The organism is Serratia sp. ME47, from assembly GCF_903970925.1.
GTDB classification, from domain to species: Bacteria; Pseudomonadota; Gammaproteobacteria; order Enterobacterales; family Enterobacteriaceae; genus Serratia; species Serratia ureilytica.
This window is the reverse complement of sequence record NZ_CAJCKE010000010.1, coordinates 21,720-38,413: the sequence shown is the minus strand read 5'-3', so window position 1 is coordinate 38,413 and position 16,694 is coordinate 21,720. Positions and strand designations below refer to the sequence as shown.

Here is a 16,694-nt window from a genome sequence, read left to right as displayed (position 1 = left end):
GTGAATTAACGCGCCAACGCCGCGCGCAGGTAGCCGTCGTGCCGCTGCAGCCGCTGCTGCGCCTCATCGGCGCTGACGCCGGCTAAAATCATCAGGATCGCCGGTTTGACCTCAAAGCCGGTCTGCACCAGCGCCGCCTCCGCCTGAGCGCGTTCGGCGCCGGTGGCCTCCACCACGATGCGGCAGGCGCGATCCACCAGTTTGACGTTGGTGGCCTTCACGTCCACCATCAGGTTCTGGTAAACCTTGCCCAGCTTGACCATCGCGCCGGTCGACAGCATGTTAAGCACCAGCTTCTGCGCGGTGCCGGATTTCAGGCGCGTTGAACCGGTCAGCGCCTCCGGCCCCACCACCGGCGAGATCGCCACCTGCGCTTCGTGCGCGATCGGCGAATCCGGGTTGCAGGAGATGGCCGCCGTCGGGCAACCCAGCCCGCGCGCATAGCGCAGCGCGCCGATCACGTAGGGCGTGCGCCCCGAGGCCGCCAACCCCACTACCATATCGACGGCGGTCAGGTTCAGCGCCCGGAGATCGGCTTCGCCCAGGGCCTCGTCGTCTTCCGCCCCCTCCACCGCTTTGAGCAGCGCGCCCGGCCCACCGGCGATCAGCCCCACCACCACGCCGTGCGGTACGCCGAAGGTCGGCGGGCACTCGGAGGCATCCAATACGCCCAGGCGCCCGCTGGTGCCGGCGCCCAAATAAATCAGCCGCCCGCCGGCCTTCAGCGCCGCCGCGGCCAAATCGACCGCCTGCGCGATCGCCGGCAGCACTTTTTCAATCGCCTCCGGCACCTTGCGATCTTCCTGGTTAAAGCAGCGGACCATGTCCAACGTCGACATCTCATCCAGCCCCATAGTGGCCGGGTTGCGGGTTTCCGATACCAGTGCGCCTAAGTTCATCTGTTCACCTTTGAATTTTTAATTCACAAAATTAAGTCAATATTTGAATATTTTATTCAACAAAGCGAGCGCTATTTGCTATTTTAACGACGAGCTCACAAAAATTTTCACCGCGCGTTTTCGCTGCCTGCGTGGCAAAATGGCCGCTGGTTTCCAGGGAAAGATCAATGAGTACCCTTCTGCGCATTCGCCAGATGTATCCGACACTGGCGCAAAACGACCGCAAGCTGGCGGATTTTTTGCTGAACAACGCCGAACAGGCGCGCCATCTCAGCTCGCAAAAGCTGGCCCAGTTGGCCGGCGTCAGCCAATCGAGCGTGGTGAAGTTCGCCCAAAAGCTGGGCTATAAAGGTTTCCCGGCGCTGAAGCTGGCGCTGAGCGAGACGCTGGCCCAGCCGCAGGCCGAACCGGTAGTGACCGTTCATAACCACATCCTCAGCAGCGACACGCTGAAAACCGTCGGTGAAAAGCTGTTGGCGGAAAAGCAGGCGGCGCTGCGCGCGACGCTGGACATCAACAGCGAAGAACGGCTGCATCAGGCGCTGGACATGCTGCGCCAGGCGCGCCGGGTGATGCTGATCGGCATCGGCGCCTCCGGGCTGGTGGCCAAGGATTTTTCCTTCAAGCTGCTGAAAATCGGGGTGATGGCGGTGGCCGAAGCGGATATGCACGTTCAACTGGCGGCAGTGCAGGCGCTGGACAAACGCGATCTGCTGGTGGCGATATCCTTCAGCGGCGAGCGGCGTGAAATCAATCTGGCGGCGGAAGAAGCGCGCCAGGCCGGCGCCAGGGTGCTGGCGCTGACCAGCTTCTCGCCCAACGGCCTGCAGCAACGCGCCGATCACTGCCTCTATACCATCGCCGAAGAGCCCCGCACCCGCAGCGCGGCCATCTCTTCCAGCACCGCCCAGTACGCTCTCACCGACCTGCTGTTTATGGCGCTGATCCAGCACGACCTCGATCATGCCCGCGACCGTATCAAGCACAGCGAACAATTGATGAAAAAGTTGGTTTAACCGGTATAATCGCCGCTGCGAAAAATACCCCTGTTAATAATGAGAGATACGCCATGGCCCTGCTAATCACACGCAAATGCATCAACTGCGACATGTGCGAGCCGGAATGCCCGAACCAGGCGATTTCGATGGGCGATGAGATCTACCAAATCGATACCGACCGCTGCACCGAGTGCGTTGGCCATTACGATACGCCAACCTGTCAGCAGGTCTGCCCCATCGACAACACCATCATTACCGATCCGCAGCATCGCGAGACTAATGAGCAGCTGTGGGATAAGTTCGTGGTGTTGCACCACGCCGATCGCATTTAACCCGCCGCAGGACTGACAAGGGCGCCGCAGGGCGCCCTCTCTATTTTCAGCTTTCGACGATCACCGTCGCGCAGGCATAGCGCCTTTCATCGGCCAGCGAAACGTGGATCGCGGTGACCCCCATCTCCCCCGCCAGCTCGGCGGCGCGGCCGTGCAAACGAATATTCGGTTTGCCCAGCGCATCGTTGAACACCTCGAACTGGTTGAACGCCAGGCCGTTGCGAATGCCGGTGCCGAACGCCTTGGCGGCGGCCTCTTTCACGGCGAAACGCTTGGCCAGAAAGCGAATCGGCTGCTGGTGCTGCTGGTACAGCGCCCATTCGGCGTCGCTCAGCACGCGGCGCGCCAGACGATCGCCGCTGCGCTCCACCACCGCTTCGATACGCGCCATCTCGACGATGTCGGTACCCAGCCCGAGCACCGCCATTACCGGCGCGCTTCCCGCATCAGCACTTTCATGTCGGCAACCGCGGCCGGCAGCCCGCTCATCACCGCCTGGCCGATAATCGCATGACCGATGTTCAGCTCGTGCATTTCCGGCAGCGCGGCGATCGGCTGCACGTTGTGATAGGTCAGGCCGTGGCCGGCGTTGACCTTCAGCCCCTTTTCGGCCGCGTAGGCGGCGGCGACCGCGATGCGGCGCAGCTCGGCCTGTACCGCCAGCTCGCCCTGCGCTTCGGCGTAGGCGCCGGTGTGGATTTCGATATAGGGGGCGCCCACCGCCACCGCCGCGTCGATTTGGCGATGATCGGGATCGATGAACAGCGAGACCAGAATGCCCGCCTGCGCCAGGCGCTCGACCGCCACGCTCATTTTGTCCAGCTGGCCGGCAACGTCCAGGCCGCCTTCGGTAGTCACTTCTTCACGCTTTTCCGGCACCAGGCAGCAGAAGTGCGGCTTCAACTCCACGGCGATGTCCAGCATCTCGTCGGTCACCGCCATCTCAAGATTCATGCGCGTCTGGATGGTCTGGCGCAGCAAGCGCACGTCGCGGTCGGTGATGTGGCGGCGATCTTCGCGCAGATGCACGGTAATGCCATCGGCCCCCGCCTGTTCGGCAATGAATGCCGCCTGAACCGGATCCGGGTATTGGGTTCCGCGCGCGTTACGTAACGTGGCGATGTGATCGATATTGACGCCCAGCAGCAAATCAGCCATGACAACCTCTAAATACGATTTTCAGTGCCAGCAGTTTACACGCGGGCGCAGGGCGGCAAAAGGGGAAAAGGTCAGGCGTCGTCGACCGGCGTATTCGGCTGTTTGCGCACGAATTGGCGAAACAGTTCGCGGCTCTTCAACGGCTTGCCGCCGAGGTAGGGTTTCAGCGCCATGCGGGTGAAGCGCTTGGCGGCGCGCAGCGTCTCGGCATCGGGAAACTGCCGCTCCGCCAGCGCGCGCAGTTCGCGCCCGGTGAAGCTGTAGTGATCCACCACCAGGCTGGCGATAAAGCCTTTCTCTTCACGGTAGCGGTAGGTCATGGCGTCATCCACCGGCAGGCCGCTGCCGGCGCAGTGCAGGAAATCGAGGCCGTAACCCAGGTGCTGCAACAAGGCCAGCTCGAACTGGCGCAACGCCTGTTCCGGCGAGCTGTCTTCCGCCGCCAGCGCCTGCAGGCACTGCAGGTAGTCGAAGAACAGCACCGAGTAGTTGGTTTCCTGCTCCAGCACGCGCGCCAGCAGTTCGTTCACGTACAGGCCGCTGTAAAGCATCATGCCGCTGAGGGGTAAACCGAGAGAGACCGCTTCGGCGTTGCGCAGCGTTTTCACTTCGCCGCGGCCGCCCCAGCGCACTAACAGGGGGGTAAAGGGCTGCAGGCAACCCTTCAGATTGGAGCGGCGGCTGCGCGCGCCTTTTGCCAGCAAGCGCACCCGCCCATGACCTTCGGTAAACAGATCCAGCATCAGACTGGTTTCACTGTACGGCCGCCCATGCAGGACGAAAGCGCGCTCCCAGCCGTCCACGGATCGTTACTTCAGATCGTCAACATAGCCCAGGCTGCGCAGCGCACGTTCGTCGTCCGCCCAACCGGATTTCACTTTCACCCACAGCTCCAGATGCACTTTGGCATCGAACATCTGTTCCATGTCCTGGCGCGCTTCGATGCCGATGGTTTTGATCTTGGCGCCCTTGTTGCCGATGACCATTTTCTTCTGGCCTTCGCGCTCGACCAGGATCAGGCCGTGCACATCGTAGCCGCCGCGATCGTTGGCCACGAACTGTTCGATTTCCACCGTCACCGAATACGGCAGCTCTTCACCCAGGAAACGCATCAGCTTCTCACGAATGATCTCAGACGCCATAAAGCGCTGGGAGCGATCGGTGATGTAGTCTTCCGGGAAGTGGTGTTCCGCTTCCGGCAGCAGCTTGCGCACGATGCCGGCGATGGTGTCGACGTTCATCCCTTTCTCGGCGGAGATAGGCACCACGTCGAGGAAATTCATCTGCTGGCTGAGGAACGCGATGTGCGGCAACAGCTTGGATTTGTCGGTGACGTTATCGACCTTGTTGATCGCCAGCAATACCGGGCAGCGCAGGCTGCGCAGCTTGTTGACCACCATTTCGTCGTCGGCGGTCCAGTTGGTGCCTTCGACCACGAAGATAACCAGTTCGACGTCGCCGATCGAGCTGCTGGCCGCGCGGTTCATCAAACGGTTGATGGCGCGTTTTTCTTCGATGTGCAACCCTGGGGTATCGACGTAGATCGCCTGATAGGCGCCATCGGTGTCGATGCCCATGATGCGGTGACGGGTCGTCTGCGGCTTACGCGACGTAATGGAAACCTTCTGCCCCAGCAGTTGGTTCAGCAACGTCGATTTGCCCACGTTTGGGCGGCCAACGATGGCGATAAAACCGCAGTGTTGTTTTACTTCACTCATTCAAGCTCCAGCTTTTTCAGCGCTTGTTCCGCTGCCGCCTGCTCGGCTTTACGGCGGCTCGAGCCGGTGCCCACCACGGGCTCGCTCAAACCACTCACCTGGCAGTGGATGGTAAACTCTTGGTCGTGCGCTTCACCGCGAACCTGCACCACCAAATAAGAAGGCAACGGCAGATGACGCCCCTGCAAAAATTCCTGCAAACGGGTTTTCGGGTCCTTCTGCTTATCACCGGGGCTGATTTCGTCCAACCGGCTGCGATACCAGTCCAAAATCAGGCGCTCGACGGTCTGGATATCGCTGTCCAGGAACACGCCGCCGATCAATGCCTCCACCGTATCCGCCAGGATTGACTCGCGGCGGAACCCACCACTTTTCAATTCGCCCGGCCCAAGCCGCAGACATTCGCCCAAGTCAAACTCGCGCGCCATCTCCGCCAGCGTGTTGCCGCGCACCAGCGTGGCGCGCATGCGGCTCATATCGCCCTCGTCTACGCGAGGAAAGCGGTGATAGAGCGCATTGGCGATGACAAAGCTAAGAATCGAGTCACCCAGAAACTCAAGACGTTCATTGTGTTTACTGCTGGCGCTGCGGTGAGTCAAAGCCTGCAGTAAAAGCTCCTGCTGTTGAAAAGTGTAGCCCAGCTTCCGCTGCAGCCTGTTTATTACGATGGGGTTCATGAGTTACCAATAGATCAAGAATGCGTCAAAAACTTGCAGCATACGGAACAGGCCTGCTTCGCCGAAAGCCGATCCAAAGCTGTTTCGTTTGCAGTGGCTCCCAGCAGGAGCCAACTTTTATCGCTCGAGAAAGTATTCTACAACGAGTGGAAACATAATGCTGTGTTTATATCCCCTTAATCTTTCACGCCGCAGCAGGCTGCGGCGTGAAATTGACAGGGAATAAATCAGCGATTAATGAATGCCGCCAATCCGGCTGAAACGCACGCCGGTAGGCCACTCGCCTTCCTGCTTTTCAAAGCTCATCCAGATGGCCGTGGCTTTACCCACCAGATTCTTCTCCGGCACAAAGCCCCAGTAACGGCTGTCCGCGCTGTTGTCGCGGTTGTCGCCCATCATGAAGTAATGCCCGGCCGGCACCACCCACTCCGCCAGCGGTTTGCCCGGCTGTTGGTAGTAAGCGCCCACCTGATCCTGCGTGCCCGGCACGGTCAGGATGCGGTGCGTCACGTTACCCAGGCTCTCCTGACGTTCACGCAGACGAATGCCGCCCTGCGGCACGTTGTCATTCAGCGGGATCTGGTAGAAACCGTTGCTGGCCTCGCCCATGCCGCTGCGGCTGAACAGCTGTACGAAGTCGCTCGGCTGCGCGTCGGCGTAGGTGACCGCCAGCGCGGTATCGCAGGACTGCCCGCTGTTGCACGACGGCTGCACCGTAACGCGCTTATTCACCGGATCGTAAGTAATACGGTCGCCCGGCAGGCCAATCACGCGCTTGATATAATCCAGCTTCGGATCCAGCGGATATTTAAATACCGCAATATCGCCGCGCTTCGGATGACCGGTTTCAATTAGCGTGGTCTGGGTTATCGGATCTTTAATGCCATAAGCATATTTCTCCACCAGAATGAAATCGCCAATCAACAGCGTCGGCATCATTGAGCCGGACGGGATTTGGAACGGTTCGTAAATAAACGAGCGCACCACAAAGACCAGCAGCAACACCGGGAAGACCGATGCCCCGGTCTCTACCCAGCCTGGCTGCTTAGCCACTTTCGCCAGCGTTTTATCGTCTACTGCGCCCGCGGTCTGCTCGTTAACCGCCGCAATCTTCGCGCGGCGGGCCGGCGCCCATTTAAAGCGCTCGAAGCACCAGATGATCCCGGTGACCAGGGTGGCCAACGCCAAGATCAGGGCAAACATATTCGCCATGCAAACTCCCTCGTTTCGCGAACTCGTCGCGGTTACTTGCCGTCTTTACCGACGTGCAGAATGGCCAGGAACGCTTCCTGCGGCAGCTCGACGTTGCCGACCTGCTTCATGCGTTTCTTACCGTCTTTCTGTTTCTGCAGCAGCTTTTTCTTACGGCTGACGTCACCGCCGTAGCATTTCGCCAGCACGTTTTTACGCAGCTGCTTCACGGTGGAACGCGCGATGATGTGCGTGCCGATCGCCGCCTGAATCGCGATGTCGAACTGCTGACGCGGGATCAGATCTTTCATCTTTTCCACCAATTCACGGCCGCGATACTGCGAGTTGTCGCGGTGGGTGATCAGCGCCAGCGCATCCACGCGCTCGTTGTTGATCAGCACGTCCACGCGCACCATGTCGGAGGCCTGGAAGCGCTTGAAGTTGTAATCCAGCGACGCATAACCGCGCGACGTGGACTTCAGGCGGTCGAAGAAGTCGAGCACCACTTCCGCCATCGGGATTTCATAGGTCAACGCCACCTGGTTGCCGTGGTAGACCATGTTGGTCTGCACGCCGCGTTTCTCAACGCACAGGGTGATGACGTTGCCCAGGTATTCCTGCGGCATCAGCATGTGGCATTCGGCGATCGGCTCGCGCAGTTCCTGGATGTTGTTCAACGGCGGCAGCTTGGATGGGCTGTCGACGTAGATCACTTCTTTGCCGGTGGTTTCCACTTCGTAGACTACCGTCGGCGCGGTGGTGATCAGATCCAGATCGTATTCACGCTCCAGACGCTCCTGAATGATCTCCATGTGCAGCAGACCGAGGAAGCCGCAGCGGAAGCCGAAGCCCAACGCGGTGGAGCTTTCCGGTTCGTAGAACAGGGAGGCGTCGTTAAGGCTCAGCTTGCCCAACGCATCGCGGAAAGATTCATAGTCGTCGGAGCTGATCGGGAACAGGCCGGCGTACACCTGCGGCTTCACTTTTTTGAAGCCCGGCAACGCTTTATCCGCCGGCTGACGCGCCTGCGTCAGGGTATCGCCCACCGGCGCGCCGAGAATGTCTTTGATCGCACAGACCAGCCAGCCCACTTCGCCGCAGTTCAGCACGTCGCGATCGACCTGCTTCGGCGTGAAAATGCCCAAACGATCGGCGTTGTACACCTGGCCGGTGCTCATGACCTTGATCTTGTCGCCCTTGCGCAGCGTGCCGTTCTTGACGCGCACCAGCGACACGACGCCCAGGTAGTTATCGAACCAGGAGTCGATGATCAGCGCCTGCAGCGGCGCATCCGGATCGCCCTGCGGCGCAGGAATGTCTCGCACCAGGCGCTCCAGCACGTCGGGCACGCCGACGCCGGTTTTGGCCGAGCAGCGCACGGCATCGGTGGCGTCGATGCCGACGATGTCTTCAATTTCCTGCGCGGCGCGATCCGGATCGGCGGCCGGCAGGTCGATTTTGTTCAACACCGGCACCACTTCCAGATCCATTTCGATCGCGGTGTAGCAGTTGGCCAGCGTCTGGGCTTCTACGCCCTGACCGGCGTCCACCACCAGCAGCGCGCCTTCGCAGGCCGCCAGCGAGCGGGACACTTCATAGGAGAAGTCAACGTGGCCTGGGGTGTCGATAAAGTTAAGCTGATAGGTCTGCCCATCCAGCGCCTTGTAATCCAGCGTGACGCTCTGCGCCTTGATGGTGATGCCGCGCTCGCGCTCCAGATCCATGGAATCGAGCACCTGCGCAGCCATTTCACGGTCGGACAGGCCACCGCAAATTTGGATAATGCGGTCAGACAGCGTCGACTTACCGTGGTCAATATGGGCAATAATGGAAAAGTTTCTTATGTGTTTCATTATATTGGTTATTTCTCAGATTAAGCGCTTTCGTTTTTAATCGGTGGACACAGTGATGGACATAAAACCAAAACTACCCACATAGCATGGGGCGCATCTTACACTGTCTATGCGTTGCGCGAAAGCCAGCGGCAGACTACGTTTTGTAAGATATGGCTATCAGGAGATAGGAATGGGCAGCATCACCCTCGCCGGCCGGCAGATCTTCATTCTCAACGAAAACGACAGACACCCAGAGCCCACAACAAATTAGCAACAAAAAAACCCGCAATTAAGCGGGTTGGTTATGACCTACACCTTTCGTGTAGGTCACTACGAAAACTTCGTGAGTCTTTAAAATAACTTACGGAGATCTACACCATATACTGCCATCCAAGCTTCACGCGGCCATGATTTTACAGTGCCAAATCGAGGGTCTTCGACGCTATGTGGCACTGCGTTGTTTTCTCGGCACCACTTGCGAAGCGGCTGCCATTTAAACTTCTCACCGGTTTTCTTCTCTACTGGGATGATAGCAGCGTAATTCTTCCCTTCTCCAAGACGCTCAGCAAGTTTGTTCTTCTCCCGCACGGCTACCGATGCAGTTGCCATCGCAGTGGCCTCGCGTTTCTCGCCAATCCAACGCCGCTCCTTAATTGCACGATCGCGTTGTTCAGTAACTATGCGATTTTCTTTAACCTTTGCCAGCAGGTTTTCAAGTGCGTGCTCGTAGTCCAATGGCAAGCCAACAGGCTCGTGAGGTCTGAAGTATGAATCCTCCAGCTTCTCGAAGAATGACCATGCTTCATCAGTATCAACGATTTTGGACATGCGTGCGGCGCCCTTTTCAGTCCAAAGAGTAAGCGAACGGGCATTCTTACCAACAGAGCCACTATCATTGGCTCTGTTCTTAAACTCCCGTAACTCGTTGCCTGATAAAGTGAATAGGTGCATTCCCTCCACGAACCGCCCCTTATTATTAGCCAGGTTCATGCGGATACTTTTTTCTTGGCACCCATAACCCTTAGCCAAAGTTTCGGTGGTGACTACTCTTGTTCCACCCCACTCCATCACTGGCAGAATATCAGGATCGACAAGGTGCGCAGTCTTTGCTACATTTACAGCTGTTGATTGTTGCATTCAAATCTCCAATCAGTAGTGACATAAGCCGCCAGCCCTACACTGGCGGTTTTTATTTGCCCAATGTCTGGGGCAAAATCCCTAATGCTTCCGCATCATTTTCTCCGTCGCTGGTCTGCGACTTATAAAACCTGTTGGCTCAAAGCCTAGATTGGTGGCAACGCCGCGAGCGATAGCCTTAAACGTGTCTGCATTTCCCAGAAGCTCAACATCAGCACCAAAGACGTTATCTCTGATGATGATCTTCACAAAGTATCGGTGAAGAGGTGAGTTCTCCGGAATTTGTCCAGCCTCACGATCTAATATATCCAGAACCCAGCGACGAAACTCTTTCGCTACCGGCGTGCGAGCAAACATAGCTATCAAGTGAGCACCACGCAGGGAAAAAACCCGTGTTTCCTGCGTTCCGCCAGGGGTGGTCAAATTGACCACCCCTGTCATTTTGTCAGTAAATTCATCAGCGTGCCGCGAGTAAATCCGTTGTACAGCCTTATCATCGGCATACCGCAAAGCGTAGCCGATTTGAGATGCCGTTAACCATGTACCAGGCACTTCGGTAACCGGAGACAAAACCACACCATGGAAATTAAGATCGGTCTTCGCTACAATGTTCATGTTAGTTTCTCCCAAAGTTACTGACATAGAGACCCGGCTAGTGTTCACGCACTGCCGGGTTTCGCCTTTTTGGTTACGCACTTTTTGCCCGTCCAATCGACCGATTCATCCTCTCAGTAAGAACCCTAACTATTTCGCTGTTTAATGACCTTCCGGCAGCCTTTGCTTGAATGCTCATCCAATCTTTCACTTCTGCCGGCATCCTTACCGGATACGGATTTACTTGCTTTTGCTCTTTCATAACCCACCATAGATACATAAAGATACATTGTTGTTTGAGGTCACACCCAGATTATGATCCATTTTGTATCGTTGTCAATCTCACAGGATAAATTATGATGTATCTATTTCTATCTTAACAGGCCGGAATCATGTCCAAGCAATACTCTCCTTACCCATTCAGAATGCCTGCCGAGATTCGTGAACAGCTAGAGGAAAAGGCTACAGAGGCAGGAAGAAGCCTTCAGCAAGAGATGCTACGTAGGATTGAGTTGACCCTTAAACTAGAGGGTGCGCTTAAAAGCCGGGTTAATAGCATTGATGGTCTACACGACCTAGTCTTTGATACCATCATGGAAAACAAGAAGTACGAATCGCAAATAAGGGCGTTCACTGAGAACATGACGAAGTTACAGGAACAAAACAGAGTTCTTGCCATGTCCACTCGGTTAAGCGAAGAACAACGATTTGATGGGGTAAGGCGAAACTTATCGATTATTAGAGATGCTCTCGAAAAGGCTGAGAAGTCACTACCTCCTCAAACTGAAGAACCTTTCGATAAACGCCCCTCATACAACCCAAACAAAAAGCCCACCTAAGTGGGCTACTTCCACTACGATTGCAATTCTGCTTTCAACGAGTTGAATCGCGCATAGAGCGTGTTTTTGGCGTCAACCGACAGAACTCCAGGAATGATAATTTTCGCGGCAATGTCCCCTTGGAAACCATTGCTCAATGGATTTCCTGCGCCACCGACGATCAACTGTCGGGATGCAGCCGTTGCGAACGGCTTAGCAGGGATCTCTTTCTGCTGCAATAGTGCGCCGTCATGCTCCCAACGATGATACGCGCTCGTCGCCTCGATTGCCGCAATATGCCACTGATTATCACGGAACCCCGTAATCACCGTGTTGATCGGGTAGTTGCTTGGGTCACTGACCGCCGTCCCGCCGTGGTTAATCCATACTGCATCGGTCAGGAACGAGTCGTTACCGAACCTGACGCGCAGCCAGTCAGGAACCGTCGTATAGTTCCCGCAGATATTACCGCCGGTTCCCGTGTAACCTTCTGTGTTTGCAAGAGGTATCCGATACAAAATGAATTGAGCATAAATCCCATCTGCAGGCAGGGATTCATAACTACCCTGTGCGATCAGCGCGCCTGAGTTTGAAGCGGCGCGGCCGAACCGCAGCGCGAAACCTTTACCGGCGGCAATAACCCGCGGAGCCAGAGCGGCAACTGGAGCCCAGTTTGCGCGCCCGGTTTTATCTCGAACAAGAGAAACCTCACCACCGCTTGAAACCACTCCGCTTTTTGCCTCAAGCCACGCAGTAGGATTCATTTTCAGGATGTCGATCTCTTGCTGAGTGATATCGAGTTTCGGCAGATTAGGGTTATTCGCCGGGCGGTCAGCTTTGAAAACCACCATTGCATTAGCCATTAATTTAACTCCCAAGTGAAAGCCGGTAGCCACTGATATTCCGTCTCTCCGGTGTAAAGGTTGGTGATGCCATCTTTTGTGCGGAATAACCCGCGCGCGCCATCAATCGGCCCGGATTGGTTATTGCTTCCCGTCCGTCGCTGCGCATAGCTAATCTGTACACTGCGTGTATTCGTTGGATTGTCTACCGTCAAGCGAATGCCGATCTTACCGAACGGCACTGCGTCAGTAATGCTGATAGCTGAATTATCACGCGCACGAATACCAAACCCGGCACCGGCACCCAGCCCTGTAGAGCTCACAATAACATCGGAAACGTCTTTAATAATCTCTACAGATGAGGCACAAATAATGTCAATTGTGTTTGCGCCAGACCAGTAGACATTCATTGGCTTTATCGGAATATATCCCGTGCCAAAACATTCGAACGCCACCGCACGAGCGAGTGATACACCGCGCATATTTTGCCCCTTCGAGTTGATGTGAATAATATCGCCGGGATGCGGGTATTGATAACCGGGGCCGGTGAATCGAATGTTACCCAACCCGTCCGCACTCAACTGCCCTTGTCGAACGTTTTTAATATCCCATTCGGTATACGGCCACCAGCTGCACTGCTCAACAAAGACAGGGACGTCAGGATGATCACCGCCGAATATTCGCTTAACTTCGGCATTATAATTCCTGTCCAAGTTTCTCAGGAATCGGGTATATAAATCTGGGTAGATGCCCGGCGTACCGTCAATATCCGTCTCGCCAGCTTTCACATCAAGCCCTAACACCACCGGCTTAAATCCCATGCGTTCACAGATACGCTTAGCATCGATCAACCCCTGCACAAGGGTAGACCAAGAAAACGTCCCTTTTGTCAAATTCCGGTATGCCTTACCACCCTCAGCAGCAACATAGCGCAGAATATGAATGCGCTTACCCGTCAGCTTTTCTACCTCACTGATAATATGCGCTGCCGAAGATGAACATGCTGTCTCTTTCCAGCCCCCGTTCACTGTATCTTTCAGCGACACGATTTCATCAATCAGAGCAGGGCCGCGATTCGGGTTCTCTTTCCCGGCACCCCGGTCAGATTTGAACATCCAGGCATTGTCGGGATAGAGCTGAGTTGTGGCGATCAAGACGTCATCTGCGTAAGTGCTCCACCCTTGGGCGAGGGATTGGCCGAACGTCGGCAGGATATACATCACAGGGCGCAGATCATCGGAAACGGAGATACGCGTCGCGCCGTAGTTCATCACCAAATCGCTGGCAGCTGTTGCCTGCTTTATTTGCTGTGCGGCTGGCTTTAAATCGCCAACGCGTTTAAGTCCATCCGGCGTGGCAAAATAATATCCACCGTCTTCAGTCCATGCCTCTGTGATATTTTTATACGGATCGACAATGATTTTCGTGCACACCGCACCATCAGGTAACGTATACGGCTGCGCCTCGATGTATGGCCGCACCACGACGTCAGAATCAGCAGCCACAACTCGCAGCATTCCATTGCTATCGATAAAGGCATGTCGGCCGTCATCCAGCATCAGCGGCGCAAAATGACCATCGGCGAACTCAACCCCAGCAGCAATATTATCGGCGATCCCCGCTGGCGTGTTGGGGACAATATTCACCCGTGTTTTCATTTCGTTTAGCGCGTCAGTTACGGCAGCTCCCGCAATAGACGTCTTCCCAGTAGGAACGATTCGCCCAGAAGATACTGTATATTCGAGAGCTAATTCTGTTTCTGATTGAGATCGCACCCAGAAGAATTGACGAGTCTCTTTTCCATCATCTACTGCTTTTTGTGCCTCCAACTCATCTGTGTATATATCTGAGACTTTTTGAGCAGCTTCAGCATATCCTTTAGCCTCTTCCGCGTATTTCTCCGCATCTTGCTGAGCGCCAATTATTTCATTTACACGCTCTGCAACCTGCTTACGTACTGTAGGGAATGGTTTCTGGAACCGATCATAAGCCTCATCTTGCTCACCGTTAAGGAAGTCATCATAAGCAAGAGCATTGTCGTTTAAGTCCTTCATACTGTTTGAAGGACGCGGATTTCCGGTGTTGTATCTTTGTGCCATAGAAATTCCTGATGGTAATTTTACCGTTGACAATTAGCACCAATGGGGCTAATATTTATCACATGAGGTAGCGGAAAGGCCGCAGCCCGACCCCGGAAGGAAGAACGAGATGACAAACGACATGACCGCAGCAGAGCTTGAAAAAATCCACGCTGAAATCGCCAAGTTGATGGCTGAGACAGCGAAGATTAACCGGGAGACAATGTGGTATCCGGTAGCCGTAGCAACCGGTTTAATCGGTGCAGTGGCTACAGTAACAACGATCATCATCAAATTTATTTAAGAGAAGCCCCGAAAGGGGCTTTTTTGCAGGTGAAAAATGAGATTGATAAACGAATACACCCCACCAACTCCTGAAGATCTGGAACGATTAAAATCAGAGCTTGGATATACTGGAAACCAAATGGCCGATTTGGCTGGAGTGGCAAGTAATAGCCAGTGGAGGAAGTACACTGGCGGAGCCGAACCGCGAGCAATGTCACCTCATATTCTTTTCTTCATTGCAGCACAATTGTCTTTAAACGATAAAGACTTACAGCTTGTTATTGATGAAATGAAAAGGATCGGAGCATCTCTTACGTGAGTTACATAATGAATAACAGAAATATTATTCCTATTCAGTGGCTTAGGGCAGTGGCTGTGACATTAGTTGTTTGCTGGCATGTTATGGTTAAGGCTCATGTTCTTAATATAACCACCAGTGATTATTTCTACATTGGAAATTCAGGGGTTGATCTCTTCTTCGTTATATCTGGATTCATCATGGCTTACACGGCGCAAAGAAATGCTAACGGTGTCGAATTTATTTTACGAAGGATAATTAGAATACTTCCTTTATACTGGCTCATATCAATTTTCGCCTTGCTTGTTTACCTATATAACCCAAGCATGGTTAATAGTAACTCACCTCATACTACTTTGATTAATTCATTCACATTAATTCCAATTGAAAACTATGCGATGTTAGTTGATGTTGGGTGGACGCTTAGGTATGAGTTTATATTTTATTTAATTTTATCACTTTCATTCATGTCTGGTAAGACAATGGGGTTGGTCATATGCTCCATAATAATGATTGTTCTTCCTACAATCGGATTAATTGTTAATTCAAATGAATTTTACTTTACATTCATCACGAATCCATTATTGATAGAATTTTCACTTGGCATAATAGCATTTTACGCTTCATCAAATTCAATTATACAAAAAAACCATAATGCTATCATCATTTCTGGCCTAACACTGCTTGTATTAATTGAACTTTATGCACCATTCATTAACAGGTGCTTTAAATATGGAATTCCTATGATGCTTGTTCTTATAGGTGCCAGAAACATTAAAATACATGAAAACATATTTTCTAAGATATTATGCATAGTTGGAAATGCATCTTACTCTATTTACCTTACACATATGTTCACGATAGGTCTGTCTATTTTGATTCTCAAAAGCACAATATACGGAAGCAAATATGATATTATTTTTATCCCTGCATCCATAATTGCATCAATTGTTGCGGGAGTAGCATGTTTCTACATCATAGAAACCCCATTACTAAAAATATCAAAAAAAGTACTTAGCAATAACAAAAGCCGCTTTTTAGGTAAAAACCGTAAGGTTACGCAGATCGATACCAACCCATAATCTTTACATACGGGTTGACTATTGAAAATGCAGAACCATCCCCCGAAGAACCGGTAGTTCCTGAAACCGAATGGCTATGTGGACCAATATTAATCTGGTGGGAGTGTAACCCCGCTTCAGTTGTGTGGAAGGTTACACCACCACCAGTTTTCATTACATCGCTAAAAGTTGATGTTTCACTGGCAACATTTGATACGCGCACATCTAAGTCATGACTATGCAAGCCTTCTTGTGTCGTCCATTTTGTTCCATAGTCAAAACTACTGGTATTGGCCGAAAAAGAGTGATTGTGAGATGGCAAGTTTCCATTATTAAGAGTTACTGAGTCCGCCCCTCCCGTTTGCATGAGATCAGAACCATCCTGCTTACCAAGTCGTATGGTTCTATTTTCCCCAATATATTTCCAAGTAGTTCCCGGAAAGAGAGTGTTTGGATTTTTATTTTGCGCAAACCAAACGATCAGCCCAACTGGGTATATTTTATCAATATCGCTGCTTGTCGCCTCAGTCACAATTTTTTTAATTGCTTTAAGCAACTGACCAAAGTCTCCCGCGTCTAAATCAATCCCAGCCCCTTCAACAGTATTAACCAACTCTCTTTGAAACGTGTTAAGCATCTCAGCATTAATGATTGTAGGTGGTATTCCCTGAGCAACATTACCATTGGTATACTCACCATTTGCATCTGCGGTATCTGTAGTGTTTCCTACTTTTTGCATAATTATTCCTCACTCACTGAGCGAAAATATGATT

Annotated in this window: 20 protein-coding genes; 6 read left to right on the top strand and 14 right to left on the bottom strand. The window is 53.4% G+C overall.

The window, feature by feature from the left end; translation table 11 throughout:
• Positions 1 to 5: 5 nt before the first annotated feature.
• Positions 6 to 899, bottom strand: coding sequence for an N-acetylmuramic acid 6-phosphate etherase (murQ, locus tag H7A77_RS12175; RefSeq protein ID WP_182074260.1), 894 nt, complete (start codon positions 897 to 899; stop codon positions 6 to 8).
• 167 nt (positions 900 to 1,066) lie between these two features.
• On the opposite strand from murQ, the gene H7A77_RS12170 reads away from it, so the two are divergent.
• A complete protein-coding gene (locus tag H7A77_RS12170) occupies positions 1,067 to 1,915 on the top strand; it encodes a MurR/RpiR family transcriptional regulator (protein WP_047025581.1) in 849 nt (282 codons plus the stop codon).
• 53 nt (positions 1,916 to 1,968) lie between these two features.
• A complete protein-coding gene (locus H7A77_RS12165) occupies positions 1,969 to 2,229 on the top strand; it encodes a YfhL family 4Fe-4S dicluster ferredoxin (RefSeq protein WP_033632309.1) in 261 nt (86 codons plus the stop codon).
• Positions 2,230 to 2,275: 46 nt separating this feature from the next.
• Here the strand turns inward: H7A77_RS12165 and acpS are convergent, their stop codons facing one another.
• The 10 genes from acpS to H7A77_RS25735 form a co-directional block, all read right to left on the bottom strand.
• Positions 2,276 to 2,656 (bottom strand): holo-ACP synthase, encoded by a 381-nt coding sequence (acpS, locus tag H7A77_RS12160; protein ID WP_004929169.1) that lies wholly within the window; start codon positions 2,654 to 2,656, stop codon positions 2,276 to 2,278.
• Positions 2,656 to 3,387, bottom strand: a complete 732-nt coding sequence (pdxJ, locus tag H7A77_RS12155; protein ID WP_033651585.1) for a pyridoxine 5'-phosphate synthase — start codon at positions 3,385 to 3,387, stop codon at positions 2,656 to 2,658. The genes acpS and pdxJ overlap by 1 nt, the downstream gene beginning before the upstream one ends.
• Before the next feature lie 71 nt (positions 3,388 to 3,458).
• Entirely contained in the window at positions 3,459 to 4,190 is a 732-nt protein-coding gene (gene recO, locus H7A77_RS12150; RefSeq protein ID WP_015378804.1) for a DNA repair protein RecO, read from the bottom strand.
• Between the two features lie 6 nt (positions 4,191 to 4,196).
• A complete protein-coding gene (gene era / locus H7A77_RS12145) occupies positions 4,197 to 5,105 on the bottom strand; it encodes a GTPase Era (protein ID WP_004929162.1) in 909 nt (302 codons plus the stop codon).
• The gene (gene rnc / locus H7A77_RS12140) at positions 5,102 to 5,782 is read right to left on the bottom strand and encodes a ribonuclease III (RefSeq protein ID WP_004929158.1); all 681 of its coding nucleotides are present in this window, start codon (positions 5,780 to 5,782) and stop codon (positions 5,102 to 5,104) included. Before rnc ends, era begins: the two co-directional genes overlap by 4 nt.
• 234 nt (positions 5,783 to 6,016) lie before the next feature.
• Positions 6,017 to 6,994 carry a signal peptidase I gene (lepB, locus tag H7A77_RS12135; RefSeq protein ID WP_033644122.1) on the bottom strand — a complete coding sequence of 326 codons (978 nt, stop codon included), beginning with the start codon at positions 6,992 to 6,994 and terminating at the stop codon, positions 6,017 to 6,019.
• A gap of 32 nt (positions 6,995 to 7,026) precedes the next feature.
• Positions 7,027 to 8,826 (bottom strand): translation elongation factor 4, encoded by a 1,800-nt coding sequence (gene lepA, locus H7A77_RS12130; protein WP_019452315.1) that lies wholly within the window; start codon positions 8,824 to 8,826, stop codon positions 7,027 to 7,029.
• A 333-nt stretch (positions 8,827 to 9,159) separates the two neighbouring features.
• Positions 9,160 to 9,945, bottom strand: a complete 786-nt coding sequence (locus tag H7A77_RS12125; RefSeq protein ID WP_182074259.1) for an ORF6N domain-containing protein — start codon at positions 9,943 to 9,945, stop codon at positions 9,160 to 9,162.
• An 81-nt stretch (positions 9,946 to 10,026) separates the two neighbouring features.
• A complete protein-coding gene (locus H7A77_RS25600) occupies positions 10,027 to 10,560 on the bottom strand; it encodes a Bro-N domain-containing protein (protein WP_255443870.1) in 534 nt (177 codons plus the stop codon).
• 73 nt (positions 10,561 to 10,633) lie between these two features.
• The gene (locus H7A77_RS25735) at positions 10,634 to 10,762 is read right to left on the bottom strand and encodes an Arc family DNA-binding protein (protein ID WP_370528322.1); all 129 of its coding nucleotides are present in this window, start codon (positions 10,760 to 10,762) and stop codon (positions 10,634 to 10,636) included.
• A gap of 169 nt (positions 10,763 to 10,931) precedes the next feature.
• Here H7A77_RS25735 and H7A77_RS12110 point away from each other — a divergent pair, with 169 nt between their 5' ends.
• Positions 10,932 to 11,378 carry an Arc family DNA-binding protein gene (locus H7A77_RS12110; RefSeq protein WP_182074258.1) on the top strand — a complete coding sequence of 149 codons (447 nt, stop codon included), beginning with the start codon at positions 10,932 to 10,934 and terminating at the stop codon, positions 11,376 to 11,378.
• Between the two features lie 14 nt (positions 11,379 to 11,392).
• Here the strand turns inward: H7A77_RS12110 and H7A77_RS12105 are convergent, their stop codons facing one another.
• Positions 11,393 to 12,220 carry a hypothetical protein gene (locus H7A77_RS12105; RefSeq protein ID WP_182074257.1) on the bottom strand — a complete coding sequence of 276 codons (828 nt, stop codon included), beginning with the start codon at positions 12,218 to 12,220 and terminating at the stop codon, positions 11,393 to 11,395.
• The gene (locus tag H7A77_RS12100) at positions 12,220 to 14,298 is read right to left on the bottom strand and encodes a hypothetical protein (protein ID WP_182074256.1); all 2,079 of its coding nucleotides are present in this window, start codon (positions 14,296 to 14,298) and stop codon (positions 12,220 to 12,222) included. The genes H7A77_RS12105 and H7A77_RS12100 overlap by 1 nt, the downstream gene beginning before the upstream one ends.
• 109 nt (positions 14,299 to 14,407) lie before the next feature.
• Here H7A77_RS12100 and H7A77_RS12095 point away from each other — a divergent pair, with 109 nt between their 5' ends.
• Genes H7A77_RS12095 through H7A77_RS12085 form a run of 3 tightly spaced genes read left to right on the top strand, consistent with a single transcriptional unit; the run spans position 14,408 to position 15,942 of the window.
• Positions 14,408 to 14,581 carry a hypothetical protein gene (locus tag H7A77_RS12095; protein ID WP_154640499.1) on the top strand — a complete coding sequence of 58 codons (174 nt, stop codon included), beginning with the start codon at positions 14,408 to 14,410 and terminating at the stop codon, positions 14,579 to 14,581.
• A gap of 36 nt (positions 14,582 to 14,617) precedes the next feature.
• A complete protein-coding gene (locus tag H7A77_RS12090; protein WP_182074255.1) occupies positions 14,618 to 14,881 on the top strand; it encodes an XRE family transcriptional regulator in 264 nt (87 codons plus the stop codon).
• 8 nt (positions 14,882 to 14,889) lie between these two features.
• Positions 14,890 to 15,942 (top strand): acyltransferase, encoded by a 1,053-nt coding sequence (locus H7A77_RS12085; RefSeq protein ID WP_182074254.1) that lies wholly within the window; start codon positions 14,890 to 14,892, stop codon positions 15,940 to 15,942.
• On the opposite strand, the gene H7A77_RS25595 is transcribed toward H7A77_RS12085, so the two are convergent.
• Complete coding sequence (locus H7A77_RS25595; RefSeq protein WP_255443869.1) at positions 15,917 to 16,660, bottom strand: hypothetical protein; 744 nt, start codon at positions 16,658 to 16,660, stop codon at positions 15,917 to 15,919. The two genes, H7A77_RS12085 and H7A77_RS25595, sit on opposite strands and share 26 nt — an antisense overlap.
• Between the last annotated feature and the right edge of the window lie 34 nt (positions 16,661 to 16,694).